27 protein-coding genes are annotated in these 24,789 nt (G+C 36.8%); 18 read left to right on the top strand and 9 right to left on the bottom strand.

Annotation, left to right across the window (positions count from 1 at the left end; all coding sequences use genetic code 11):
- Position 1: 1 nt before the first annotated feature.
- The 6 genes from ACVFVN_RS07865 to ACVFVN_RS07840 all read right to left on the bottom strand — a co-directional run bounded on the left by ACVFVN_RS07865 (position 2) and on the right by ACVFVN_RS07840 (position 3,450).
- The gene (locus ACVFVN_RS07865) at positions 2–307 is read right to left on the bottom strand and encodes a DUF4134 domain-containing protein (RefSeq protein ID WP_058699759.1); all 306 of its coding nucleotides are present in this window, start codon (positions 305–307) and stop codon (positions 2–4) included.
- A 197-nt stretch (positions 308–504) separates the two neighbouring features.
- A complete protein-coding gene (locus tag ACVFVN_RS07860) occupies positions 505–1,314 on the bottom strand; it encodes a hypothetical protein (RefSeq protein WP_058699760.1) in 810 nt (269 codons plus the stop codon).
- Between the two features lie 30 nt (positions 1,315–1,344).
- Positions 1,345–1,980 carry a hypothetical protein gene (locus ACVFVN_RS07855; RefSeq protein WP_058699761.1) on the bottom strand — a complete coding sequence of 212 codons (636 nt, stop codon included), beginning with the start codon at positions 1,978–1,980 and terminating at the stop codon, positions 1,345–1,347.
- Positions 1,981–1,982: 2 nt separating this feature from the next.
- Complete coding sequence (locus tag ACVFVN_RS07850) at positions 1,983–2,255, bottom strand: DUF3408 domain-containing protein (protein WP_176221477.1); 273 nt, start codon at positions 2,253–2,255, stop codon at positions 1,983–1,985.
- A 10-nt stretch (positions 2,256–2,265) separates the two neighbouring features.
- Positions 2,266–2,670, bottom strand: coding sequence for a DUF3408 domain-containing protein (locus tag ACVFVN_RS07845; RefSeq protein ID WP_058699762.1), 405 nt, complete (start codon positions 2,668–2,670; stop codon positions 2,266–2,268).
- Positions 2,671–2,682: 12 nt separating this feature from the next.
- Positions 2,683–3,450 (bottom strand): ParA family protein, encoded by a 768-nt coding sequence (locus ACVFVN_RS07840; protein WP_058699763.1) that lies wholly within the window; start codon positions 3,448–3,450, stop codon positions 2,683–2,685.
- 732 nt (positions 3,451–4,182) lie between these two features.
- Between ACVFVN_RS07840 and mobA the strand changes: the two genes are divergently transcribed.
- The 3 genes from mobA (at position 4,183) to mobC (ending at position 8,032) form a co-directional block, all read left to right on the top strand.
- The gene (gene mobA / locus ACVFVN_RS07835) at positions 4,183–4,626 is read left to right on the top strand and encodes a conjugal transfer protein MobA (RefSeq protein ID WP_058699764.1); all 444 of its coding nucleotides are present in this window, start codon (positions 4,183–4,185) and stop codon (positions 4,624–4,626) included.
- Positions 4,623–5,924, top strand: a complete 1,302-nt coding sequence (gene mobB, locus ACVFVN_RS07830) for a conjugal transfer protein MobB (RefSeq protein WP_058699765.1) — start codon at positions 4,623–4,625, stop codon at positions 5,922–5,924. Before mobA ends, mobB begins: the two co-directional genes overlap by 4 nt.
- A 107-nt stretch (positions 5,925–6,031) precedes the next feature.
- Positions 6,032–8,032, top strand: a complete 2,001-nt coding sequence (gene mobC, locus ACVFVN_RS07825; protein WP_058699766.1) for a conjugal transfer protein MobC — start codon at positions 6,032–6,034, stop codon at positions 8,030–8,032.
- 362 nt (positions 8,033–8,394) lie between these two features.
- Here the strand turns inward: mobC and ACVFVN_RS07820 are convergent, their stop codons facing one another.
- The 3 genes from ACVFVN_RS07820 to ACVFVN_RS07810 all read right to left on the bottom strand — a co-directional run bounded on the left by ACVFVN_RS07820 (position 8,395) and on the right by ACVFVN_RS07810 (position 11,230).
- Positions 8,395–8,814 (bottom strand): LytR/AlgR family response regulator transcription factor, encoded by a 420-nt coding sequence (locus ACVFVN_RS07820; RefSeq protein ID WP_058699767.1) that lies wholly within the window; start codon positions 8,812–8,814, stop codon positions 8,395–8,397.
- Between the two features lie 240 nt (positions 8,815–9,054).
- Positions 9,055–10,263: a TlpA family protein disulfide reductase gene (locus ACVFVN_RS07815; RefSeq protein WP_058699768.1), complete on the bottom strand. Its 1,209-nt coding sequence runs from the start codon at positions 10,261–10,263 to the stop codon at positions 9,055–9,057.
- A gap of 94 nt (positions 10,264–10,357) precedes the next feature.
- Positions 10,358–11,230: a helix-turn-helix domain-containing protein gene (locus tag ACVFVN_RS07810; RefSeq protein ID WP_456234839.1), complete on the bottom strand. Its 873-nt coding sequence runs from the start codon at positions 11,228–11,230 to the stop codon at positions 10,358–10,360.
- A 157-nt stretch (positions 11,231–11,387) separates the two neighbouring features.
- Here ACVFVN_RS07810 and ACVFVN_RS07805 point away from each other — a divergent pair, with 157 nt between their 5' ends.
- The 15 genes from ACVFVN_RS07805 (at position 11,388) to ACVFVN_RS07735 (ending at position 24,782) form a co-directional block, all read left to right on the top strand.
- Entirely contained in the window at positions 11,388–12,413 is a 1,026-nt protein-coding gene (locus ACVFVN_RS07805; protein ID WP_290297139.1) for an efflux RND transporter periplasmic adaptor subunit, read from the top strand.
- A gap of 18 nt (positions 12,414–12,431) precedes the next feature.
- Positions 12,432–15,512 carry an efflux RND transporter permease subunit gene (locus ACVFVN_RS07800; RefSeq protein ID WP_456234838.1) on the top strand — a complete coding sequence of 1,027 codons (3,081 nt, stop codon included), beginning with the start codon at positions 12,432–12,434 and terminating at the stop codon, positions 15,510–15,512.
- The gene (locus tag ACVFVN_RS07795; protein WP_058699772.1) at positions 15,512–16,822 is read left to right on the top strand and encodes a TolC family protein; all 1,311 of its coding nucleotides are present in this window, start codon (positions 15,512–15,514) and stop codon (positions 16,820–16,822) included. The genes ACVFVN_RS07800 and ACVFVN_RS07795 overlap by 1 nt, the downstream gene beginning before the upstream one ends.
- A gap of 11 nt (positions 16,823–16,833) precedes the next feature.
- Positions 16,834–17,079: a transporter suffix domain-containing protein gene (locus ACVFVN_RS07790; RefSeq protein ID WP_058699773.1), complete on the top strand. Its 246-nt coding sequence runs from the start codon at positions 16,834–16,836 to the stop codon at positions 17,077–17,079.
- Positions 17,080–17,127: 48 nt separating this feature from the next.
- Positions 17,128–17,517, top strand: coding sequence for a DUF2147 domain-containing protein (locus ACVFVN_RS07785; RefSeq protein ID WP_058699774.1), 390 nt, complete (start codon positions 17,128–17,130; stop codon positions 17,515–17,517).
- 191 nt (positions 17,518–17,708) lie between these two features.
- Entirely contained in the window at positions 17,709–17,990 is a 282-nt protein-coding gene (gene tnpA / locus ACVFVN_RS07780; protein WP_456234837.1) for an IS66 family insertion sequence element accessory protein TnpA, read from the top strand.
- Entirely contained in the window at positions 17,990–18,328 is a 339-nt protein-coding gene (gene tnpB / locus ACVFVN_RS07775; RefSeq protein ID WP_456234836.1) for an IS66 family insertion sequence element accessory protein TnpB, read from the top strand. The genes tnpA (ACVFVN_RS07780) and tnpB (ACVFVN_RS07775) overlap by 1 nt, the downstream gene beginning before the upstream one ends.
- A 48-nt stretch (positions 18,329–18,376) precedes the next feature.
- Positions 18,377–19,870: an IS66 family transposase gene (gene tnpC, locus ACVFVN_RS07770; protein ID WP_456234835.1), complete on the top strand. Its 1,494-nt coding sequence runs from the start codon at positions 18,377–18,379 to the stop codon at positions 19,868–19,870.
- Positions 19,871–19,930: 60 nt separating this feature from the next.
- Positions 19,931–20,215, top strand: a complete 285-nt coding sequence (gene tnpA, locus ACVFVN_RS07765) for an IS66 family insertion sequence element accessory protein TnpA (RefSeq protein WP_456234834.1) — start codon at positions 19,931–19,933, stop codon at positions 20,213–20,215.
- A complete protein-coding gene (tnpB, locus tag ACVFVN_RS07760) occupies positions 20,215–20,553 on the top strand; it encodes an IS66 family insertion sequence element accessory protein TnpB (RefSeq protein WP_456234833.1) in 339 nt (112 codons plus the stop codon). The genes tnpA (ACVFVN_RS07765) and tnpB (ACVFVN_RS07760) overlap by 1 nt, the downstream gene beginning before the upstream one ends.
- Before the next feature lie 47 nt (positions 20,554–20,600).
- Complete coding sequence (gene tnpC / locus ACVFVN_RS07755; RefSeq protein ID WP_456234832.1) at positions 20,601–22,097, top strand: IS66 family transposase; 1,497 nt, start codon at positions 20,601–20,603, stop codon at positions 22,095–22,097.
- Positions 22,098–22,203: 106 nt separating this feature from the next.
- Positions 22,204–22,698, top strand: coding sequence for a hypothetical protein (locus tag ACVFVN_RS07750; protein ID WP_058699775.1), 495 nt, complete (start codon positions 22,204–22,206; stop codon positions 22,696–22,698).
- A 43-nt stretch (positions 22,699–22,741) separates the two neighbouring features.
- Positions 22,742–22,993: a hypothetical protein gene (locus ACVFVN_RS07745; RefSeq protein WP_058699776.1), complete on the top strand. Its 252-nt coding sequence runs from the start codon at positions 22,742–22,744 to the stop codon at positions 22,991–22,993.
- A gap of 93 nt (positions 22,994–23,086) precedes the next feature.
- The gene (locus tag ACVFVN_RS07740) at positions 23,087–23,872 is read left to right on the top strand and encodes a patatin-like phospholipase family protein (RefSeq protein ID WP_058699777.1); all 786 of its coding nucleotides are present in this window, start codon (positions 23,087–23,089) and stop codon (positions 23,870–23,872) included.
- Between the two features lie 82 nt (positions 23,873–23,954).
- Positions 23,955–24,782: an RteC domain-containing protein gene (locus ACVFVN_RS07735; RefSeq protein ID WP_058699778.1), complete on the top strand. Its 828-nt coding sequence runs from the start codon at positions 23,955–23,957 to the stop codon at positions 24,780–24,782.
- Positions 24,783–24,789 lie beyond the last annotated feature (7 nt).

Here is a 24,789-nt window from a genome sequence, read left to right as displayed (position 1 = left end):
ATTAAAGGAAGAATGAACGAAGAATAGTTGCAGCAACGATCAAAAAGATACAAGCTCCAAACCATGATGCCGCAGTCTTGCTTGTATCAGGATCACCACTACTGAATTTATTGTACACTTTAACACCTCCGATTAACCCGACCACGGCACCAATGGCGTAAATAAGTTGTGTGGCGGGATCGAAATAAGAGGTTACCATTTGCGTGGCTTCGTTGATTCCCGCAGAACCGTTTCCCTGTGCAAATACCCCAAATGCTGACAGCAAAGCCGCACCTGTCAGCAGCACTTTTTTTCTTTGTTTTTTCATCTTTAAAACGAATTAATTTGTTACGATTTCCTGCACCTTGCAGGCTTTCGGAACAAATGTGCGACGTAAAACAAAGCACTCTTAAAAAGTGTCGTTCAGTGGAATAACTTGGCTTTCAAAGGCTTTTCGTATGAAAATTGAGTATAAAAAAACGCCAGCCTTTTGATGGCTGACGTTTCGTTCTTTTTACAATATTCTCACATTTTTCTACCCTTTTTCCTTTCTGAATTATAAGGAGTATTCGAGTTCTTATTTTCTTTTTTAATTTTATCTAAATTCTCTTTGATTTTTTGAGGCACATAAATGTCTTCCCATTTTCCTTTTTTTGCTGTAAAACTCATTTGCAATCCTACTTCCATTAACCCATCTTTCAGATCAAATCCGTGTTGCCTATTCCATCCGATAGGATCCAGTTTTAACTCGTTTGGAAATTCTATTACAACAAGATTTTTTGGAATTTCTGTAATATTTTCATAGTCAATTTCGCCCATTTCTCTTGTCTTAGGATTGTAGGGAATAAGATATGTTCCAGAGCTATCATTAAAATAGTCTTCTATGTGTGAAAAAGCAATTCCATTAGAGAGGAAGTCATCTTTTGGTCTAAGTTTATCCATTCTTATATCTACATAGAAAGTGTGTCCTTCAATATCAATGGTGGGCAGCATTCCTTTGTTCACACGCAGGTCATAAGCAACGGGGTCAACCATGATATCATAGTCGTTCCTTTTCTTTATGACATCTAATGATAGCTTATATTTATTCCCCATCCCAATAGGATCTAATACGGAGAATTCGGGAATAGTGACGGTTACTTCGTGATTTCCCCATCCCGATGAAAGTCTATTCTTTTCAACGTCGTAATCAAAACGATATCCATTTCCTAAATATTCCATTTCATCAAACCGAATAATATTCGTTTCATCTTCTTTTTCTCTCAGTTCTAATTTATTCACATCCACAAGAAACACTGTTCCGTGGATATCAAATTCTTTCAGTTCTTTTTCCATACCTTAACGTTTTAAAACACAAAGGAGAGTCTATACAAACTCCCCAATGTCAAAATCATTAATATTATTTTTCCGCAAATTGGAAGAACCAGAGTCCATTTCTTTACCGGGAACACCACTGTCCAACAACGCTGCAATTTTCTGTGCAGCACCCTCCATTGAGTTTTCCAGTAGACTAAAAAGATCGGTTCCCTGTATTTTCTGAACTATTCCCACCGCTGTTTCCTTCTGAGCTGTTTCCAATTTCTCTTTTTGGAGCAACATCCCCACGGTACTTAGTTCTTCAAAGGTAACCCCTGTGGCAAAACCGTTTTCTTCCTCATAAGTTCCATACCCGTTCCATTCTTCTTCCTCTTCCTCCAAATCAGGTTCGGTATTAAAAACTTCATCTAGCTCTTCCTGCGGAATTTCTTTAGCAAACCCTTTTAGGGATCTTTCTTCTTCAAAATTATCAGGTTTTTCCTCTTTATCTTCAAGTTGTCCTTTAGTGGTATTCTTTGGCGGAGAAAGGCGTTCAATCGGCTTGGGTTTTCCCATAATATCTAAAAATTCTCGCTTTTGACTAGGAATTTGCTTCTCCTGTTTTGGATTTCTTTTGATAACCACCTTGTCCTGCAACAGCAGGACAATGACAATTAATAGGGATATAAGAATTGCTGTTTCCATAGCTATAATTTAGGTTTGTCGATTGCGTTATAAATGGCTGTGAGTTCCTCTCCGAAATCCTCAAAATGGTATTTCAGCACATTGTGTAGGTAATCAGTAATAGTCAGTTTACCTCCACCCATCATAAAGACGATAAGCGATAACTTTTCGTGAAACTCTGTACTGATATAGGCTGTTTTGCTATCTCTTGCCTTAACGCCTTTCGACTGAAGAAATTCAGTTTTGTACTGATCTATTCTTAATGTTGCTTTCTTTTTTTGTTTTGTATTTTTCATAATGAAACTATTATATAATAGGTTTATATCTTTCATTGAAATAGTCGGTAATATCATCACCAAATTCCTTGAAATGATGTTCAAGAATACTATCTATATATGAATAAAGAGTAGTTTTATCTTCCCGTGTGAGTTGAACAATGCGGATTAATCTTTCATGATATTCAGGACGGATATAGACTACTTTACCGTTACGCCCTGACGGAAAGCGATTGACTAAAAAGGTTTCTTCATAATCTACTTTTTTGGTAGAAGTCGAACGAGATCGCTCACGTGGTTTGCTTTCTTTTATTTCCTCTTGTGATTTGGGAATTGGTTTGTCAGGGACAGGCTGGTCACCGCTCATGATGTTCATCAGGTATTCCTCATCAACATCCGGTTTCTCAAAGTCTTTTCGTTTGTTATCTGTTGCCATACATCATCGGTTTTACAGGTGAATAATTTTTAAAAATTCCTGCACAAAAGCATCCATGCGGGTGGTTTTCAGCAATTGCGGTTCGGCAGGGAGCAGACTGGAACGGAATACATAATTTCCTGTATCGTCTGTTTCTTTTCGGAAACGCTTGCTGTCCATAATGCGAGTTTCCATAATTGGCAATCCCAACTCCTCTATGACATTTTGATATGCGTCGTACAAACCTGTTTTTTCCCTACCATCTACTTGATTCCAAAACAACCATATTGCCAGATCTTTGTTTCCGGTTTCTGTTTCTGGTAAGTGAAGAAAGGCCTTGGTAAAGCCCAATGTACTTTCTACCACCAGTCGATCTGCCGTAATCGGTGAAAACACAAAATCCATCGTTTTTAAAGTCGATAATACTCCCTTTGTATTTGCAGTTCCAGGAAGGTCGAAAAAGATAATATCCGGCTCTACCTTCGATTTTTCTGTCTGCTCAAATGCGTTTTCCAATGCGTTTTCCGCTTTGCTCTTGACGATGGTGTAGGCCTTCTTATTGATAGTCTGAAACTGCTTCATAGCAGCTTTCTTGTGATAGTCATTTTCCATGACCGTTTTTAAATCCCTCGCACGCATATTGGTTAAACTGTGTTGCGGAAAGTCGCAATCCATTACTAGTACGTTGTAACCTAAACGGTAGTGCAGCACACTAGCCAACAGCGTAGTGATCGTTGATTTGCCTACACCTCCCTTTTGTGTGTAGAAGCTGATTTTTAAAGTTTTCTTTGTCGTTTCCATTATTTAAAAATTTATTGATGCTTTTCTTTAAATCGGTACAGGCAAACAAAAACCTTCATTTGTACCTTTCTTTGTTCTAATATTTCTTTTTTACCTTTTGCGTAATTGCTTGTCGTTTTTCCCTTTTTCATTCACATGAAACCTGATTGTAAAATTTCAATCCGTGAAGTTTTGCAGGTAGAAATATGCTTTACTTCAGTTAAACTTTCTTTTCTGCTTTTCTTATTTACCGCTTTTACGTTTTAGCGTTTTTATATTTTTAAAACTTTATGCTTTTATTTTTTACAGGATTTGCACAGATACATATCTCTTTTTTTACTTTTTTCTTTACTGTTTTTTTCAAAGCTTTCTGTAGAACCTTGAAACAAAGAAAGCGATTAATAGAGGTGGTTTTTAAAGCGTTGTACACTTTGGCTTTTAACGGAATACTTTGGCAGTATTCTATATATCAATAGTTTATAAAATCAACCTTTACTTTGCAAAGGGGGTTTTTCTGACGGTTTGATAGAATGCTATTCCATCAAGAAAGGTAAAATAAGAAGCAGCATGAAGCTGCTTTTTCCACTAAATAGAATCCGTCCCGCAGGGCGGATTTTCTATTCACCAGAATAGAGCAAGTTATGTTTTGAGGCACTCGAAACGTATTTCGTGCCCCAAAACAACTTGCCCTGCCGGGAGCCGAAAAACACCCTCCAAAGTCGGGGTTTTATAAAATTTTAAAATGGATTTGTGATGAATGAGAACAGTAACAACAAACAGAACAAAGGCGGACGTAAGCCAAAGCTAAACCCAAGCACGCACCGCCATGTTTTTCGTCTGAATGACGAAGAGAATGCGAAACTCCTGTCGCTTTTTGAAGCGTCAGGTATAAGCAACAAAGCAAAATTTATTATTTCTCTTTTACTACAACGGGAGATTAAGACGGTTAAAATTGATGTAGCTGCTATGGATTACCATGCACAACTGACCAAATTATACAGCCAGTTTAGAGCAGTTGGTATAAATTATAACCAGATAGTGAAGATACTTTATCGCAATTTTTCAGAGAAGAAAGCCGCTGCTTATCTCTTTAAATTGGAAAAGCAAACCGCAGAAATGGCGACATTATGTCAACAAGTTATCCAATTAACGCAGGAGTTTGAAACAAAATACCTATACAAAAGCGAAGAAAAATGATAGCAAAAATTGGAAAAGGTGCGAACATGATCGGAGCAATTTCTTACAATCTGCTTAAAGTGCACGAGGAAAATGGACATGTTTTGCTCACGAATAAGATACCCGAAGTGCTGAACGACAACTACACTACCGCTTTTCTCAACCGCTATTTCGAGCCTTATTTGCTGGCAAATAACAAAACAGAAAAGCCTGTTCGTCACATTTCGCTGAATCCTGACCCTGCGGATAAGGTTAGTGATGAGCAGTTCAGAAATATAGCGGAGCAATACATGCAAGAAATGGGTTATGGCAATCAGCCGTATGTGGTATTCAAGCATACCGATATTGAACGCACCCATATACATATCGTAACCACCTGCGTGCAACTCAACGGTGCAAAAATACCGGACAGTTATGATCATCCACGTTCAATGGCTGTATGCAGGAAATTGGAACAGCAATATGATTTGAAGCCCGCTACAGAGCAATACCAGTCAAATAGTGACCGAATTTTTAAATCCGTGGATTATACCAAAGGAGATATAAAAAGCCAAATAGCATCCGTTACCCGCCACTTGCCCAAATATTATCAGTACCAAAGTCTAGGAGCTTACAACGCTTTACTTTCTCTTTTTAATATAACTTCCGAAGAAGTTAAAGGTGAATTACACGGTCAACCAAAACAGGGTTTAGTGTATTTTGCTTTAAATGAGTATGGACAAAAGGCAAGTAATCCGTTCAAGTCTTCACTGTTTGGCAAAGAAGCAGGAATGACCCAGCTTGAAAAACACTTTGAAAAATCAAAGGAAAATATGAAAACCAACCCTGCAAAAGAGGTGCTTAAAAATACTATTGAAGCTGGTATGCATACATCCAATAATGAAACAGATTTTAAGAAGCAGCTATTGGAGCAGGGCATTAATACCGTTGTCCGCAGGAATGATGAAGGTCGTATTTATGGAATGACTTTTATAGACCACGAAAGCCGTACCGTATGGAACGGCTCGCAATTGGGTAAAAATCTATCTGCTAATGTATTTAATAAATGGTGGGATGAACAGGCAATAGAAAATAGGAAGCAAACCACAAATGACAATACAACACATTCAAGCCGCTCATCCCAGAATAATACTAAGGAAGAGTCCGAAACACCACACGAGCTTTTTGATTTTCTGAACAAGGAACAACCTGCCTATAATGAGCCTGATCTGATAGAGGGGTTGGGCAGTCTGCTTCCCGATGTACAGGACGAAGATTACGAGGAACAAGAATTTGCCAATAGAATGAAGAAGAAAAGGAAACGAAAAAGAGGTAAATAGAAACATCAAACCAAACAATGCCACCGAACGCCATCGGTTACCGTTTATCCAAAACCAACCCGAACAGACTCTAAATTCACTCTCTGTCATTTTAATCATTACAAATTATGCAAGGAGAAGACGATTTAAGAGGTTTAGCCAAGATTATGGCTTTCATGCGTGCGGTCAGTATCATCATTGTACTGATGCACTTTTACTGGTTCTGCTTTGGTTTCTTTTTGGAGCGTGGCTGGACATTAGAAATAATAGGCAAAATATTAGCCAACTTTAACCGAACGGCGGGGCTTTTTGCTCACAACCTTTACACCAAAATTTTCGCATTGGTATTGCTGGCATTAAGCTGTCTTGGAACCAAAGGTGTAAAGAACGAAAAAATAACATGGACAAAAATAAACACCGCCTTGGTAATTGGTTTTATTCTGTTTTTTCTCAATACACCTTTACTAAAACTGTCTCCCTTTATAGGTACATCTCTCTACATTTTTACTACAGCATTAGGTTACATTTCTTTGATGAAGGCGGGTGTCTGGATTACCAGATTGCTCCGCACGAATTTAATGGATGATGTATTTAATAATGAGAATGAGAGTTTTCAGCAAGAAACCAAACTGATGAAAAACGAATATTCTGTAAACTTACCTACTAAATTTTATTACAAGGGAAAGTGGAATGAAGGCTGGATTAACGTAGTGAATCCTTTCAGGGCAACAATTGTATTAGGCACGCCAGGTTCAGGCAAATCATACGCAGTTGTAAATAATTATATTAGACAGCATATAGAAAAAGGGTTTTCAATGTATATCTATGATTTTAAATTTGACGACCTTTCTACTATTGCATATAACCATTTACTAAAACACCGAGATAAATACAAGGTACAGCCTCAATTTTATGTTATTAATTTTGATGATCCTCGTAAAAGTCATCGTTGCAATCCACTTAACCCGGTTTTTATGACGGATATCTCTGATGCTTATGAAGCTGCTTACACGATTATGTTGAATCTTAATAGAAGCTGGATCCAGAAGCAAGGGGATTTTTTCGTTGAATCACCAATTATTTTGCTGGCAGCAATCATCTGGTTTCTGAAAATCTATGACAGCGGCAAATACTGCACTTTTCCACACGCTATTGAATTACTGAATAAAAAATACTCTGATGTATTCACTATTCTGACGTCTTATCCTGATTTGGAAAATTATTTATCGCCCTTTATGGATGCTTGGCAGGGCGGAGCACAAGACCAACTGCAAGGACAGATTGCTTCTGCTAAAATCCCATTATCAAGAATGATTTCTCCACAATTATATTGGGTAATGACCGGTGACGACTTTTCTCTGGATATCAACAATCCGAAGGAGCCTAAGATTTTATGTGTAGGTAATAATCCAGACCGTCAAAATATTTACTCAGCGGCATTGGGTTTATATAATTCAAGAATTGTGAAACTCATTAATAAAAAAGGACAGTTAAAGAGTTCTGTCATCATCGATGAGTTACCGACAATTTATTTTCGAGGATTGGATAACCTGATTGCAACGGCCAGAAGTAATAAAGTGGCAGTATGTTTAGGCTTTCAAGACTATTCTCAATTAATCCGTGATTATGGAGATAAAGAAGCTAAAGTAATTCAGAACACTGTCGGTAACATTTTTAGTGGTCAGGTAGTGGGAGAAACTGCTAAAAATCTTTCGGAACGTTTCGGGAAAGTGTTGCAAAAACGTCAAAGCTTGACAATTAACAGGAATGATAAATCTACTTCAATATCCACACAGTTAGATAGCTTAATACCTGCATCTAAGATTTCTACACTTACACAAGGAATGTTCGTGGGAGCTGTTTCCGACAATTTTGACGAACGTATTGAACAGAAGATTTTTCATTCTGAAATTGTAGTAGATAACGACAAAGTTGCTGCCGAAACCAAAGCTTTTAAAAAAATACCAGAGATTTTATCTTTTAACGATTCACATGGAGCTGATAATATGAAAGAACAAATTGAAGCTAATTACAAGCAGGTAAAGAAAGATGTTATAGGTATTATTGCAAATGAAATAGATCGAATCAAGAATGATTCTAATTTAACGCACTTACTTAAAGACCTATAGATAAACTACACTTCTCTTAGTAGTGTTAATGCTCACTAAGCTTTTTTTCAACCTTTTAATAATACTGAATAAATAATTATTAGAATCATTGATGCACTATTCTGTTTAGAACAAGCTACAGTAAATAGAGGTATTTACTGTAGCTTTTAAATTTTTATTATATGACTTTGTTCTTTCCCTTTTTAATAGAAAACGGTTTGACATTAGACGAATCTATTTCTTTTGTGATTCCTCATTTTTATGACTGATGGAAATACAAAATCTGTAAAAAATAGAAACTTTTTTATACTGAACACAAAAGAGGTATATTTTAAAATATTTAACAACTTCAATCAGGCAAAAAATTACGATACACAAAGTGATTATTTATAATCCCCTCTTAGATTTCTCGAATTAAAAACAGGGAATAAATCCTCCTTTCCGAGGTATAGTTTAATTTTATTTAAGCTAGCAGCAAGTTCGTCCTTCTGAATGGGTTTCATTAAGTATTCTATACTTACACTATTATTACTAAATGCTCTAAAAGTATATTCATCATAGGCAGTTGTAAATATTATCGGGCATTTAATAATTGACTGATCGAATATGGAAAAACTAACCCCATCAGCCAAACATATATCCATTGTAATTAAATCTGGTGAATTGTTTAAATTTAACCAGGAAACTGCATCCTTAACTGTATCAATTATTTGCAAAATTTCACAGTTAGGTTCCAATTCTTCTAACAATCTTTTTAGGCGACGAGCATTTAAGTCTTCATCTTCTATAATTAAAATTCTCATACTGTTTATAGATAGTGGTGATTAATTAAGTGAAAATTCTATTGGTATTATTGAAAATTAAATAGGACCTATTAAAAATGATTCTGACTTAAAGACATTGCATACAAGACCCTATACACATTTGATCACTAGAAATACTTACATTAATTTGGTGTCATACGTACATGCTAATAACAATTGAACATCTTTGTCGATTTCAATCCCATTAACTTCGCTATATCAGCGTGAATTGTGTGTTGCTTATTCCGCTTTTAATTTATCCACAATGGTTTTGATTTCAGGTATAGCTTCATCCACACCTATATAACCAACGTTTTTGTAACGTATAAAACCATTCTTGTCAATAAAGAATTTAGCAGGAAGTCCAGAAATTTTATAGGCAGCTGAAACAGGGCTTTTTCCAAGAACCTCGTCCTTTAAATCCATGTAAACATCAAATCGGTTTCCCCTTGCAATTAGCATCTTTTTAGCATCATCAGCAGCATTTGGGCTTTTTTCTTGGGTATGAATAAACATAAAAACAACGCTATCATCGTTTTTGTAGTAATCTACGGCCTTCTGCATACCCGGGAAAGAGGCTATGCAAGGCTGGCACCAAGTAGCCCAAAAGTCTAAGATAACGATTTTACCCTTTAGACTTTTTAACGAAACGCTTTTTCCGTTTAAATCTTTAAGTTCAAAATCTGGAGCCAATTGGTTAGTCTCCATTTTTGCTATTTTTGTCAATGTGCTATTATGGTCCACAGTTTCCATAGAATCGAGCAGAAATTCATAGCGTATCTCGTCACCATATTTATTTTGAAATAACTTTCTTGAAGCATCTTTGAATCTATCACTTCTATTTGCCGAAATTTTCAGTAATCTATTAACTTCATTGAAAGCATCCAGCTGTTTATCAGCTTCGATCAGTGCGAAAGGATAAATTTCAGCATCTGCACTTAAAAAATCAGACTTGTCTTCATTATTAGGCTTTAGATACTCCAATGCAGCTTTAAACTCCTTACGTTTATAGAGAATCAAACCGTAGTGAAAGTTGTTTGATCCAGTTTGACCCAAAAAAGGCTTTACAAGTTCTTCAGCATCATTCAGCATCCCAGCTTCGATAAGAGCTCGAGTAACTGTAGATAAACTGCTTGTCTTCCAACTTTTATTATTAATCTTATTCATCCAGTAGTTTGCCTTCTGAGCATCTCCTGCGTGGGCATAAGCTTTAGCGGCTATGTATCGGCCAGCATCTAATATCATGGCATCTCTTGGTTCCGATGCAGACTGCTTTTCCATTTGAACAAGCATTTTTTCAATGCTAATTGGATCTGTTTCAGATTTTATTGCATTATAGAGGTAAGTAGTTGACTGTTCCTCAACAACAATTTGCCCAATTGCTTTTATTGGAGTAGCCATTACTACTAAAAGCAAAATTGTCACGATAATCATACATTTTTTTTCCATTTTCTTTTAATTAGGTTATCTATAGTAATAGACCACTAAAAACACAATTTGGGGGGGCAACTATCATTTTATTAATATCCTTCTATTAGCCTTATTAATTTTTTCTGTATTCATTTGGTGTCATACCTACTTGTTTTTTGAAGAATTTACCAAATGATGTGGCATCAGCATAGTTAAAATGTTCTGCCAATTCTTTAATGGTAATTTTTGAAGATTTAATAAGAGCCTTTGCTTCCGCTATAATATATTCAAAGACCCATTCGTTGACCGTCTTTCCTGTCTGTTGTTTTATGATCGTCGATAAGTATTTGGTCGATAATAATAGCTTTTCGGCATAGAACAATGTGTCTTTTTCATTCTTGTAGTGTTTAAATAAGAGCTGATAGAACTCCCAAACTAGTTTTTCCTTTTTTGTCAGGCCTTCGGTATTTAAATATGTATGGTTTTTTTCAATCAGCGCAAACTCGTACATGCCTGACAATAATGAATGCTGTATGATCTGTCTTCTGAACAAATTATCTTTCCGATTATATTTTTCAAGCAGATTATCATAAAGCTTTAATAATATATTATATTCTTCAATATCGGCTTTAAAATAAGACGTCTGTCTTGCATCAGGATAAAGGTATGAAGCATCGAACGCAGATACAAACTCAAGTGAGATTAACATATATTTCATCAAAAAATCACTACTTATTTCTTCTGGGTCGTATTGGACAATAGTTCCCGGTGAGAGTGCTATTACATCTCTTTCAGACAGAGGTATTGCTTTCAAGTTCACGCTTATAGAACCTCTCCCTTTTGTACATATACCAACAAGTAAGGAATTAATCTTTACTGGATGTTCGAGGGTGATACCAATAATATCCTCACTTGTATCTGATATTGCGAAATCATTCTTCAGGTTGTCATCCGCCGAATTCAAATGCGATACTTCTAGTGTGTAAATTATTTTATTTTTTATCATCACATCATCTTTTAAGACAAATAAACCAAAAAAAATCAATTTAACCGTCCATTATTCTAAAAATCGTACCATGTGACTATATATTAGGAATGTATGACCTTTTTAATGTATACCATACATCGCAGCTTTGCAATGTTAAAATATTGAATTAATCGGTATGAAAATTAGAAACTACTTAGTAATCGCCTCTCTTATCCTTCTTTTCGTTACAGGCTGTAAGAACAAAGAAAAGGAAACCCAAACTGAACAGCAGATTCCAGTAAAGGCAGTATTGATTGCCTTAAATGATATTGACGGACAAAGAAAATATATCGGTTCAGTCGAAGAATCTGCACTAACCCAACTTAGTTTTCAGGTTGCTGGAAATGTGAAGCAAATACTTGTTTCGGAAGGAAGCAAGGTCCACGCAGGTCAACTCATTGCAACTTTAGACAGAGCCCGGTATCAAAAGGCCTATGAGGTTGCAAAATCCCAGAAAAAGCAAGCTAAGGATGCTTATCAGAGACTTAAGATTATTTATGATAATAAGAGCTTACCTGAGATCAAGATTATTGAGGCTCAATCGCTTCTCGAACAAGCAGAAGCTGCGGAGTCGCTTGCTCTAAAAGATGTAGAAGACTGTAACCTCTATGCTCCTTACAGTGGCGTAATCGGAACCAAAGTTATTGATTTAGGTGCGAATGTAGCTGCCGGAATGCCAGTTTTCACCGTACTTAAAGTAGATAAAATACGGGTTAAAGTTTCCATTCCAGAGAATGATATAAAAGAGTTGAAAATCGGGGATGATGCAAATGTCTATGTAAAGACTTCAGATAAGAGTTATACTGGAAAAATTGTTGAAAAGGGAGTTGTTGCCAATCCATATTCCAGAGCCTACACGGTTAAAGTGGATATTTTAAATGGAAAAGACGAATTGCTTCCAGGAATGGACTGTAACATAACATTTAAGTCCGATAACGTAACAGGCTACTCACTTCCAATTTCTGTAATTCAAATTTCAGCAAGGAATGAACGATATGTCTGGAAGGTTAATAAAGACAATACTGTATTAAAACAATCAGTAAAAATAGGCGAGCTGACTTCTGATGGAGTTGTCGTACTAGAGGGGCTTGGAGAAGGAGACCGAATTGTTACCGAAGGTTTTCAGAAAATCTTTGAAGGATCTAAAGTTATCGTTAAATAAAAATTTGAACTAAAAGAAATGGCAAATAATATTAAAGCGGTAGCATGGGCTATGCGTTACCATAAAGTCGTGTTTTTGGTAACAGCACTACTTCTAATCGCAGGAATTGGTGGGCTGCTCTATATGCCCAAACAAGAATATCCAACCGTAACTATTAATCAGGGAATTATTGCAGGAATATACCCTGGAGCAAATTCAGAACAGGTTGCAAAACAGCTTACCAAGCCTTTGGAAGAACATCTTTTCAAATATAAAGAAGTAAAAAGAAAGGCTACCTATTCACAATCCAAAGACGGCATTGTTTACGTTTATATTACGCTGAATGATAATGTAAAAAACAAGGATGAAGTCTGGGCAAAAATAAGACATGGATTAAACGAACTAAAACAGGAACTGCCTCCCGAGGTATTGGCGCTGGTAGTAGATTCAGAGTTCGGTGAAACTTCAGCTTTACTGTTTTCAGTCGAGTCCGAAAGTAAAACTTACCGACAGCTTGAAGGCTATTTGGAGAAAATAGAATCGAGACTAAGACAGGTACCCGAAGTTTCAAAGTTGACAAAATCAGGAGAGCAGAAAGAAAGGATAGCCATCTATCTAGATAAAGGAAAAATGGCAAAAAATGGCATTCAGGTTCAGGAAATCGGAGAAGTACTCTATACACAAGGACTGAAAGGGTATGCAGGTGATATAGATAACGGAGATATGTCAGTCCCAATCTATCTAAATACTGCGAATCAGACCGAACAGAACATTGCCAATCAAATTATCAGGGGTGATGGACAAACGGATATACTTCGGTTAAAGGATGTAGCGAATATTGTGAGAGAATATCCTACACCAGATAATTTTATCAAGAATAACGGAAAAAAGTGCTTGTTGATGTCTGTCGAAATGCAGACAGGGAATGATATTACCCGTTTCGGAAAGGAATTAAACTCCATCCTTTTAGAGGAAGGAGCCAAACTTCCTTCCGATGTTAAAATCAGTACCATTGTCGATCAATCAAAAGTTGTACAAAAATCAGTCGATGAGTTTCTGATCGAGATGCTTATAGCCATAATCTCGGTTGTACTTGTTACTGTATTTTTTATGCCCGTACGTGTTGCAGCAGTAGCAGCTACTTCTATTCCCATTACGATTTTTATCTCATTGGGAATTATGTATGCAGCAGGTTTCGAATTAAATGTTGTTACGTTTGCAGCACTCATAGTTGTACTCGGTCTTATCGTAGATGACTGTATCGTTATAGTAGATAGCTACATTGAGCATCTTGATGAGGGCATGTCCCGCTGGCATGCATCAATTGCAGGTGCGGGAGAGTATTTCAAATCTCTGGTTTCTGCAACACTTATCATTAGCGTTACGTTCTTCCCCTTTCTTATCACACTGAAAGGACCGAATAAAGACTTTATGTTTTCTTACCCGTGGACGCTTACAATCACACTCTTTGTTTCTCTTGCAGTAGCCTTGTTTATCATTCCTTTTATGCAGTATATCCTGATAAAAAAAGGTTTGCATAAAGATAAGGAAGACACCAAGAAAAGTTTTCTTGACCGAATTCAGTCAGGTTATGATAAGCTTCTTCCGGTATTCTTTAAACGTCCGGTATTAACCCTATCTATCTTAATTACTTCTGTGGTGTTGGCTATGTTAATGCTGGGAAATGCCAAGATGAGAATGATGCCTATTGCTGAACGTGATCTATTTGCAGTAGAAATTTATCTTCCACAGGGCAATTCTTTGGTTCAAACCGAAAAAGTGGCTGACAGTCTGGAAAAAGTCTTGAAAAAAGATGATAGGGTACTATCCATTACTTCTTTTATCGGAGCAAGCTCCCCTCGTTTCCATTCAGGTTATTCACCCAATATGCCTTCGAAAAACTACGCTCAATTTATTGTTAACACCAAATCAAATAAAGCTACAGAAGAAATACTGAATGAATATGCAGACAAATATGCCTTTCATTTCCCGAGAGCTTATGTTTTCTTTAAGCAGCTAGATAATGAGGTAGTACGCTATCCTATAGAAGTAAGATTGACAGGTGCCGATGAAACCACATTGAAATCCATGTCTAAAGAGCTGATCCGTGATTTATCTAAAATGGATGAATTCCTTTGGGTACATAACGATGCAGAAAATCCATCGTCGTCGGTACAGATAAATATAGACCAACAACTTGCTAATCGTCAGGGAATCTCTAACAATTCTGTGGCACAGGAACTTGGTGTGATTAATAAAGGCTTTGATATAACAAATGTTTGGGAGGATGACTACAAGATGAATATCACGTTGAGAGGTGAAGTAGACAGCCTAAGGCAACTTAATCGTTTAGGTGATATATATGTGCCAAACATGGCTGGTGTATCTGTACCGTTGAATCAAGTTGCCGAAGTTTCGCCTGCTTGGAGAGATGGACAGATAAACACACGCAATGGCATTTATACGATGTCTGTACTTGCCGATCTTAAGCGAAATGTAAATCCAAATGATATATTTCCTAAGGTAAGTACCTTGGTAGATTCCCTTCTTAAAAAAGATGACTATAAGAATGTTGAAGTTAAATATGGTGGTGTTTCAGAATCAAATGAAGAGTCAGTTCCGCAAACGCTTATTGCTCTGTTGATAGCCATATTCATCATCTATTTTGTACTTGTTTTTCACTACAAGAAAATCAGTCTGGCCAACCTGACGCTGGCATCAACCGTACTCTGTTTTTTCGGTGCCGCATTTGGAATATGGGTAACCGGATTTGAATTCGGAATGACTTCAGTTCTGGGATTCGTATGTCTAATCGGTATTGTAATGAGGAATGGTATTATCCTTTTTGACTATGCTGATAAGCTTAGAAAAAACGAGAAAATGACAGTAAAAGAAGCTGCATTGGAAGCTGGAAAAAGAAGGATGAGGCCAATTGTATTGACTTCGGTAGCCGCTTCAGTTGGTGTAATTACGATGTTGGTTGTTGGAAGCCCTCTCTGGGGACCAATGGCAGCTATCATCTGTTTCGGAGCACTATTCTCCATGGTCTTTATATTAACAATCCTGCCTGTTTCTTATTGGCTCGTTTACAGAAAACAGGATACTAAAATCGTAAAATAATGAAATCTCTTCACTATATATTTTTTGCCCTTCTTTTTTTGGCTACAAGTGCTGCTTCAGCACAGACTACATATACGCTGGAACAGTGCAAAGAACTCACGTTAAAGAATAACAATGCGCTAAAAGCTGATCGTTTGTCTATGGAGGAAGCATCTTTAACTAAAAAGGAAGCTTTTACCAATTATTTTCCAAAAGTAAGTGCCTTCGGATTAGGTTATCATCTTAAAGAAGGAATGATTGGCAAAGAATCCGCAGAAATGATAAACATGCTTGGTTCAAGTTTTCCGGGAATGCCCAATGTAAGGGACAGGAAAAATGGCTATATGCTAGGTATATCTTTAGAACAGCCCGTTTTTACAGGAGGACAGATTTATTATGGAAATAAATTAGCAGAGTTAGGCGAAGATGTCAGTAAATATCAGACTCAGGAAGCTGAAAAGAATTTACTAGTAAACGTAGAACAATACTATTGGACATTAGTATCCCTATATGAGAAACGCAAAACTATTGATGTAATGAAAAATCTAGCTGATAATCTTTTCAGCGACGTTAAAGTTGCTGTAGATGCAGGCGTTACAAATAGAAACGATTTATTGCAGGTACAGTTGAAACAGAACGAGATAAAGACAGCTAGTGTAGAACTAGAAAACGGTATCAGTTTATTAAAAATTCAGCTTGCACAGTTAATGAATGTAGATGGTGGTCAATTCGAAATAGAAACCAAGGATCAAGAGTATATTTCCAATCCCGTTACTCTCCTTGTGGATCATAACCAGGCCGTAACAAATACGAATATGCACAAGCTCCTAAGTAAAAACATTGAAGCTAAACAACTGGAAAAGAAAATAGAACGTGGTAAATTGCTTCCATACTTTGGTGTTGGAGCTGGATATTACCAATACAATGATATTTTTAAAAATAGAAATCCGTCTACTATGGTTCATGCAACTTTAACCCTTCCCATTTCAGACTGGTGGGGCGGTTCTTACAATCTCCGTAAAAAGCAAACTCAGATAGACAGGGCAGAATACGAGAAAAAAGATACTGATCAAAAGCTATTTGTGATGTTCCAAAGTTATTGGAACAAATTAAATGAAAATTACAATAAGTTACTATTGGCCAAACAGGCCATTGAGACAGCTGAGGAAAATGTGCGAATAAATAAAGACCAATATCAGAATGGGCTAAGCATATTAAGCGATCTTATTGATGCCCAGTCACTATTACAACAGAGCAGAGATCAGTACACAGAAGCATACACGGGATTTCTAGTTGCTAGATACCTCTATCTTAGAGAAACCGGAAGATAAATTATACAACAATGGATAAAAGCAATTTTAAAAAGACACTTGGTTTTATATTCTTTGGCATCACGCTCATATGCTGGGTTGGTGCACCCATAATACCATTTACTGATATCCCTAATAAGGCAATTGTGACAACAACGGTGGTTATTGTCGGCGAGGTATTTTTTGTATCAGCTATTGCACTTCTTGGAAAAGAATATTGGGGTAAAATCAAGCAGTGGTTCAAGAACTTATTCAGTAAGAACACCAAAGAAAACTAGGTATATTAATAAATTTTAAATGGTTCACTAATCAATAAAAATGAAAACATGCAAAAGAGCGTAAATTTTACAGTAATATTTTTGACAGCATTTCTATTTCTTATCTGCTCAGCTTATGGGCAGAATAAGGAAGATAAATTTACAGGAAAGTGGCTTTCAAAAGATAAAATGATAGTCGAAGTCTACAAAGTAGGAAAAGGTTTTAATATCAAACAATTAGAAGCTCCCAAACAGAAAGAAAAGTTAAATAATGGAAAAGTAGTGGCTAAGAACATACTTGAAACATCAAAAGGTGAATATAAAGGAACTTCAATTGACCTAAACGACGATAAAGAATATCAAAGTATGTGGATTATCAGTGATGGTGATGGAAAGAGTTTGACATTTAAGCTTAAATGGGGATTTATTTGGCATAGTGAAATTTGGACGAAATTATAGACTTAGTAATATAAATTTTAAATGTCAAATGATTGTATGTAATAATTTAAATCATTGGGAAAATGATCCCATCTAATAATAGGTGTTGTATAATAATTGCTTTTTTGTTTTTTTTTAGCAACTACGTATTTTCGTATCCGTCCTATCAAGTACATATTTAATAGGTAAACTGTAACTCATAGTTTTGCATCATGAATTTGCAAGAAAAAAGAGCGTCTATGTTATCTATGATAGCAGACTGGCAAAGGAGCGGAAAAAGCAAAAAAGCTTATTGCTCTGAAAACGGCATCACTGAAGCAACTTTTTATTATTGGTTATCGCGCAGTAAACAAAATGACAGAGTATGTGGTGGTTTTATAACAGTCGACAAGGTGCCCATTAAGAGTAATATCGAGATCATTTATCCTAATGGTGTGCGTGTTAATGTGGAAAATGATCTTGCTCTGCTTTCACAACTGATCCGTCTATACTAATGTTTGCTCTGAGTTCATCGCATCGTTTTTATCTATACGATGGTTTTTGTGACATGAGAAAATCATTTGATGGTCTTTGCGGATTGATTAGTTCAGTTATGCTTCGCCAGGCTACCAATGGTGAAGTTTTCGTATTCCTAAACCGTAGCCGTACACACATGAAGTTATTACATTGGGAAAAGGGAGGTTTTGTATTATATTACAAACGTTTGGAAAGTGGAACATTTGTACCTCCCAATGTAAAAAACAACGAGTTATCCTGGAGTGATCTAGTATTGATGGTTGAAGGAATTCAGGTTGTAAAAAGTATTCAAAAAAGACGTTTTTCTTTGACTTAAAAACGGCTTTTTATAGGATAAAAGTCACTTTTTTCGTATATTTATGCTATGGAAAAAGCGCTGAATAATCTCTCTAATGAAGACCTTATCAAGGTCATTTCCAGTCGCGACCAAGCCCTTGTTGAAAGAGACGAAAAGATAGCTTACCTAGAGTCCCAACTCGCCATGTACAAGCGTATGCAGTTCGGACAGAAGCGTGAACGTTTTGAAGGCGATCCAAATCAGATTATGCTTCCTTTTGAAGCTGAGCCTGTAGAAGTTGAGCAACAACAAGAGCAAATCAAAGAAAAGATTGAATACACCCGAAAACGTCCAAACCATATAGGACGTGCGAAACTTCCCCAGCACCTTCCTATACAAGAAATCGAGATCCATCCCCAGGGTGATCTGTCGGAAATGGTATGTATAGGAAAAGAAATCACTGAAGAATTAGAATGTGAACCTGCCAAATTCTATATCAAACGTTATATCCGTTATAAATATGCTGCTAAAAATGGGAATGGTGTATCTATCGCTGAACTACCCGAACGTGTAATCGATAAAGGTATCCCTGGAGCAGGTTTACTAGCGATGATCTTGACGGATAAATATCAAGATCATTTACCATTATATCGCCAAAAACAACGTTTTGCAAGGGAAAACATACAAATCCCATCATCAACGATCGAAGGATGGACCAAACAAGCGCTGCAAAAACTGGAACCACTATATGAGCAGTTGGTATTTGACATCAAAACAAAGGGTTACCTTCAGGTTGATGAAACAGTTATTAAAGTATTGGATAGCGACAAAAAAGGCGCTACCCATACCGGTTACTATTGGGTATACCATGATCCATTGGATAAAACCGTACTATTCGATTACAACCCTAGTCGTGGGGGTATTGCCGCTATGCCGATGTTGGGGAATTTCAAGGGATATCTTCAATCGGACGGCTATCAGGTTTACGAAAAGTTTGGTAAAAAGAACGATGTTACGCATTTAGCATGCTGGGCCCATGCTAGGCGTTATTATGAGAGATCGTTGGAAAATGATAAACCTAGAGCAGAAAAAGCTTTACTAATGATCCAAAAATTATATGCTATCGAACGCACCGCCAGAGAAGAACAGTTAAATGCTGATCAAATTAAAAAACGGCGACTTGAAGAGGCTCTCCCGCTAATCAATAAGATGGGGAAATGGATATTCGAGGAAATCAAGAACACACTACCTAAAAGTTCTATCGGCAAAGCGATGGCCTATGCCTATTCGAGATGGGATGCTTTGTCAGCTTATTTATACGATGGAAATCTCCAAATTGACAATAATCTTTGCGAAAATGCATTGAGATGTGTGCCTATGGGAAGAAAAAATTATCTCTTTGCAGGAAGCCATGAAGCGGCACAACGAGCAGCTATGATTTTTTCATTTTTTGCCATATGTAAGAAACATGAGGTCAACCCATTCCAATGGCTGAAATATACTCTCCAGAACATCATGACCATAAACCATAAAAACATTAAGGAGCTATACCCTCAGAACTATAAAAATATTATTCAATAATCAACGTATCCTTCCTATCAAGTACATATTTAATAGCTTAACAGTAACTGCTAGTTTTGCATGATGAATATGCAAGAAAAAAGATCGGCGATGTTATCTATGATAGCAGACTGGCAAATAAGCGGCAAAAGCAAAAAAGCTTACTGTTCTGAAAACGGCATCACTGAAGCAACTTTTTATTATTGGTTATCTCGGAGTAAACAAAATGACAAAGTATGCGGTAGTTTTATAACAATCGACAAGGCGCCAATTAAGCGTAATATCGAGATTATTTATCCTAATGGTGTGCGTGTAAATGTCGAAAATGATCTTGCTCTGCTGTCACAACTGATCCGTCTATACTAATGTTTGCTCTGAGTTCATCGCATCGTTTCTATCTATACGATGGTTTTTGTGACATGCGAAAATCATTTGATGGGCTTTGCGGATTGATTAGTTCAGTTATGCATCGTCAGGCCACCAATGGTGAAGTTTTTGTATTCCTAAACCGTAACCGTACACACATGAAGTTATTGCATTGGGAGAAAGGAGGCTTTGTATTATATTACAAACGTTTGGAAAGTGGAACATTTGTACCTCCAGATGTAAAAAACAAGGAGTTATCCTGGAGTGATCTAGTATTGATGGTTGAAGGAATTCAGGTTGTGAAAAGCATTCAAAAAAGACGTTTTTCTTTGACTTAAGGTGGTTTATTGTAGGATAAAAGCCGCTTTTTCCGTATATTTACACTATGGAAAAAGCACTGGAACATCTCTCAAAAGAAGACCTTATTAAGGTCATTTCCAGTCGTGACGAAAAGATTGAGCACCTCATTCAGGAACGCGATCACTTAAAATCTCAGGTTGAAATGTTTCGCCGTATGCAATTCGGTCAGAAGCGTGAACGCTTCGAAGGCGACCCCAATCAGACCATGCTTCCCTTCGAAGCAGAGCCTGCTGAAGTAGAGCAGCAACAGCAAGACATTAAAGAAAAGATCGAGTATGTACGTAAACGACCTAATCATAAAGGACGTGCTAAATTACCGGCACACCTTCCTGTAGAAGAAATCGAGATTTATCCCCAAGGAGACTTATCCCAAATGGTTTGTATCGGTAAAGAGATTACGGAGGAATTGGAATGTGAGCCTGCTAAATTCTATATCAAACGTTATATCCGTTATAAATATGCTGCTAAAGATAAATCTTCAGTAGCTATAGCAGAACTTCCTGAACGGGTCATCGATAAGGGAATTGCAGGGCCGAGCTTACTGGCGATGATACTTACCGCTAAATATATAGATCACCTTCCGCTATACCGACAGAAACAGATCTTCGCCAGAGAAAATATACAGATACCATCCTCAACGATCGAAGGATGGACCAGACAGGCCCTGGAAAAACTCGAGCCATTGTATGAACAGTTGGTCTTCGACACCAAGGCACAGGGCTATTTACAGGTAGACGAAACGGTAATAAAAGTATTGGACAGCGATAAAAAAGGGGCTGCCCATCAAGGTTATTATTGGGTATACCACGCGCCATTGGAAGGAACCGTTTTATTTGATTATAGTCCTACCCGGGGTGGTATCGCCGCTGTCCCCATGTTAGGGAACTTTAAAGGTTATCTCCAGACAGACGGCTATGCCGTGTATGAAAAGTATGGCAAAAAGAAAGAGGTGACGCACCTAGCCTGTTGGGCGCATGCCCGTCGTGAGTTTGAAAAAGCATTAGATAATGATAAAGCAAGAGCTGAAAAGGCTTTGCAAATGATCCAGAAGCTTTATGCCATTGAGCGGAAAGCCAAACGAGGAAATCTAAGCGCAGAGCTGGTTAAAGAACTTCGATTGGACGAATCCCTGCCTGTTATGAATGAGCTTGGCAAATGGATCTTTGAAGAGATAAAAAGCACACTCCCTAAAAGTCAGATCGGAAAAGCAATGGCCTATGCATATGCCAGATGGGATGCGCTATCAGCATACCTGTATGATGGGAATCTACTTATTGACAATAATCTTGTGGAGAACGCTATTCGCCCCATTGCGCTCGGCCGGAAAAATTACCTCTTCGCAGGAAGCCATGAAGCAGCACAGCGTGCAGCGATGATTTACTCATTCTTTGCTATCTGCAAAAAGCATGATGTCAACCCTTTCGAGTGGTTAATGAATACCCTGCAAAACATCATGTCAATAAACCATAAAAACTTAAAGGATCTTTATCCGCAGAACTTTAAAAAATCAACAGAACTGTAGTTCATAGGACGGATACGTATTTTCTCAAGACACCATAAGTAACAGCTATAGAGATAAAATAGAGATTACTACTTCATTTGGACTCAGCATCCCGCGTTCAGATTTTATGAAGCATAGTAATATTGGTATAAGAACGATGACTGGCTTCCAATATCGGTACAACAAGAGTATATTCTTCAGAGCCGTATATGAGATATCACTTTACAGTTTTACAAATAGTAGATCAGTCGATGGATTTTCCGTTATAAACAAGGGGAATCGCTCTTTAATCGGTGCGTTCGTAGATATCGGATCAAATACAGTTATTGGTGACAGAATTGAAATTGGGGGTTTTACTGGGTTTGGTTTATTATGGCTCACAAGCCCTTTTACCGAGGTTCAGGGAAGTGTTGCCAGTATCAATACGCGCTCGGAAACAAAAGCTTACGAGACTTATAGATTGGGTGGTTTTGCATCATATCGTGTTAATAAAAAATTTGCATTGTATATCGAATTACAGCATTTCAATGCTCTACGGCGTTCTCATGTCTTTGACAGTAAGCTTGGTGGTACCAATATCGCTTTAGGTTTTCGAACGAATTTGAGCAATCAAAAAAGATGACGGAACGTCAGTAAAAGCTCTTAGTAACAAAAAATAAAAGATTATGGATAAAGTAAATTCTAAAAAAATAAAGATCAACTGTTCTGTGGAGCAGGTTGTAGATATTTTTTTTCAGCTACATAACGAGCTCTATTTTGAGGGTAAGCCGTTAATCGGTGGCAATCCTGAAGACTTGGCAAGAATAATTACGAACTCTTTCCTAGACAGTGAAGGCAAAGCGCTAGATCCCTCGTGGGTTAAAACAATGTTAGTTCCACCGACACCTAGCAGGGAGTATAAGGTATTTATAATGTAATTCCTAAGTCAGATAAAGTCTCAAAAATTACGGACTAGAGACACTAATAATGTCGAATAATTATAATCTATAAGTAGGAAGGGGAATTGAATAATGATAGTAAATAATAAAATTGGGATTACACTTTCAGGAGGTGGGTTTAGAGGAATAGCTCACCTTGGTGTTCTCCAATGTATGGAAGAGTTAGGAATCTCATTTGATGCTATTTCAGGTGCAAGCGCAGGTGCACTTATTGGTGCCTTTATTGCGGAAGGCTACAGTCCTGCAGAGATTTTCAAATTTGCAAAAACAGAAAAGTTTTTCAATTACACAGATTTATTTCGAGGTAATGGAGGAATGTTCAGTCCAGATATATTTGAAAGGATTATTACCAAATATATCCCTCATAACAGTTTTGAGCAGCTCAAAGTCCCATTATATGTTTCTGTTACTGATTTGAGTAATGCTCGGTCGTTGGTGTTCAATCAGGGCTGCCTAAGTTTGGCAATTAAATCTTCATGTTGTTTCCCTATGGTCTTTGTCCCCGTCAATTATCATAATGATACTATATTATGCGATGGAGGTATACTAAATAATTTTCCTGTTGAACACATAAATGCAACATGCGGAAAGAGTGTTGGAGTGGATGTAAATTCTATTGAGATTGCAAGGGGACATATGGGATATGGTGAAATCATGGACCGCATTATCCGAATAATTACTTCAAAAATAGATAAAGAAGGAGCAAATTACTGCGACGTCTTTATACAGCCGGGAGAACTTCGAAAGTTTTCAACTTTCGACACAAAACATATGGATGAAATATATCAAATAGGATATGAACATGCTAAAAAATTTGAAGATGATTTGCTGTCTTTAAGACAGGATAATAACTGTTGAGTATAAAACATTAGTAGACTATTGCCTATTGGATAAATATCATATTAAGTTTCATAACTCAAAAATCGCAACAATTTAATAGATGAAAAAATACTGTTATGAAAAATTACAGCAGCTAAATGACCACCTAAATGATTTATCATGTGATAAAACAATGTTGCTTGCAGAAGACGCAATTGAAATTGCACAAAAAAAACTCAACGAGGTAAAGGAGTTTATCATTGAAAAGGGTTTTAAAGATGCTAATGAAGAAATCTGCTTTTTTAAGAAGATAAAACCGCAGTTTGTTGCTAAGTTGATTTATTACAACGGTATTTATAAGATTGAGGCTAAAATCCCTTATGGTGGAGATAAGGTAACGAAAAAGTATCTAAAAAATGAGATTACAAAATTGAAGCTATATTTTGATAATAATCTTGAGTTTTACAAATATTACAGAACAAATAGTACTTACCTAGATGATAAATATTTTTTGCGAGGGAAATATGATATCAAACTAAGCTTAGATAGTTATTATTTTGAGACAGATCATAGATTCTGTACTAGCCATGATTATAAAGTTGCAAAAATTTTAGCAAATGATCTTATCCAACTATATATTGAAGACAGAATTTTTGGGCTTTCAAACATTTCAAGTGCAAAAAGTCCACACTATTCTTTGAACTGGACAGGAAGTAAAGCTGCATTAGTTGAACTTATTTATGCCTTGCAAGCTCAGGGGGTATTGGATTATGGTCATGCTGATATCAAACAGATCTCAAGAGTGTTTTCAAGAATGTTTAATGTAGATATCGGTGATTTTTATCATACTTATTTAGAACTACGTAATAGGAAAATCAACAAAACCAAGTTTCTAGACTCTCTTAGAGATGTTTTAAGCAAAAAAATGGATGAACAGGACGATAAGTGAGAGTTTA

Source organism: Soonwooa purpurea (assembly GCF_053891095.1).
The sequence above is the reverse complement of the archived record's forward strand: the minus strand, read 5'-3'. Positions and strand labels throughout refer to the sequence as shown.